At 39.3% G+C, this 941-nt stretch carries 2 protein-coding genes and 1 pseudogene; all 3 read right to left on the bottom strand.

The annotated features are described in order from the left end of the window. Window positions 1–199: pseudogene (locus FC90_RS04085) on the bottom strand (relaxase MobL); the annotation flags it as partial. Window positions 200–217: 18 nt separating this feature from the next. Beyond that, window positions 218–613 (bottom strand): hypothetical protein, encoded by a 396-nt coding sequence (locus tag FC90_RS04080; RefSeq protein WP_057908033.1) that lies wholly within the window; start codon window positions 611–613, stop codon window positions 218–220. Then, a partial coding sequence (locus tag FC90_RS09275; RefSeq protein ID WP_057908032.1) for a hypothetical protein occupies window positions 603–941 on the bottom strand: 339 nt, incomplete at its 5' end. The genes FC90_RS04080 and FC90_RS09275, both read right to left, overlap by 11 nt.

Below are 941 nucleotides of genomic sequence, written 5' to 3'. Positions count from 1 at the left end.
TTTTAAATTCGCTGTCTTGATTTTTCTCAACGGCTGTTAAAGAGTCATCATAGTTAGCGGGTGAAAAGGCACTGTATTCATTGAAGTGTTCATTACGCACTGCCTCGTCACGATCCATATAATCGATAAAACCTTGAAATGCTTTCGCACCTGGTCGAATAAAACGAACTGTCTCGATTACTCCTGGCATACCAGCCATGTAATCACTTCCTTACGATTAATTATTAAGTATGTCGTTATTTTGTGTTTGATGTTTTAGAATTTCAGAATGCCGTTGGGCAGCAACAAATTTCTTTGCATCTGACACCATGCCGGACTCATTAATATTAGTGTTGATCAACTGATTAAAGTTAAATTTCACCGCTAACGTGTTAGCCATCTGAATCAGCATTTCTGACTGTGAAGCGAATGAGTTTATCTGCTCACGCAATAGTTTCATTTGCACAGCAGACTCATTTTTATTGCGCTCTTTTATTAACTCGTTGTGAATATACTGATCGTATAACATTTCAAACATACGACCTCGGGGAACCTTTTGTTCATCAGCCAAAGCGCAAAATCCTTCAAAAATTTCATCATCAATATAAAGATTATATTTGGATTTACTGGACATCAGCGCGCACCCCTCTCGTGTTATCTTCAGCCACTATTTCGGCGAAGGTTTTACGGTGAACAACGTTACCCTCATGATCGAACTCAAATGGTGACCGTAGTAAACCTAGCGATACGTTTAAATAAAGAATGTCGCCGAACGTCTGTACTTGTTTCGCCAAATTTTCCATCGCGATTTCGTACCGAACATCACTGTGATAAATCATTTCATCAGTGGCCACTTTCTCTAATACATCGCGTAAATAATCGTCTCGGCTGCTGTAACCTAACTGCGTTGCTTGCTCTGATAATTTTGTAGATACTGAGTCTGGAACTTCTCGAACATGAAT

Origin of the sequence: Latilactobacillus graminis DSM 20719 (assembly GCF_001436415.1) — a bacterium.
Lineage (GTDB): Bacteria > Bacillota > Bacilli > Lactobacillales > Lactobacillaceae > Latilactobacillus > Latilactobacillus graminis.
This window is presented reverse-complemented; position numbering and strand designations above follow the sequence as displayed.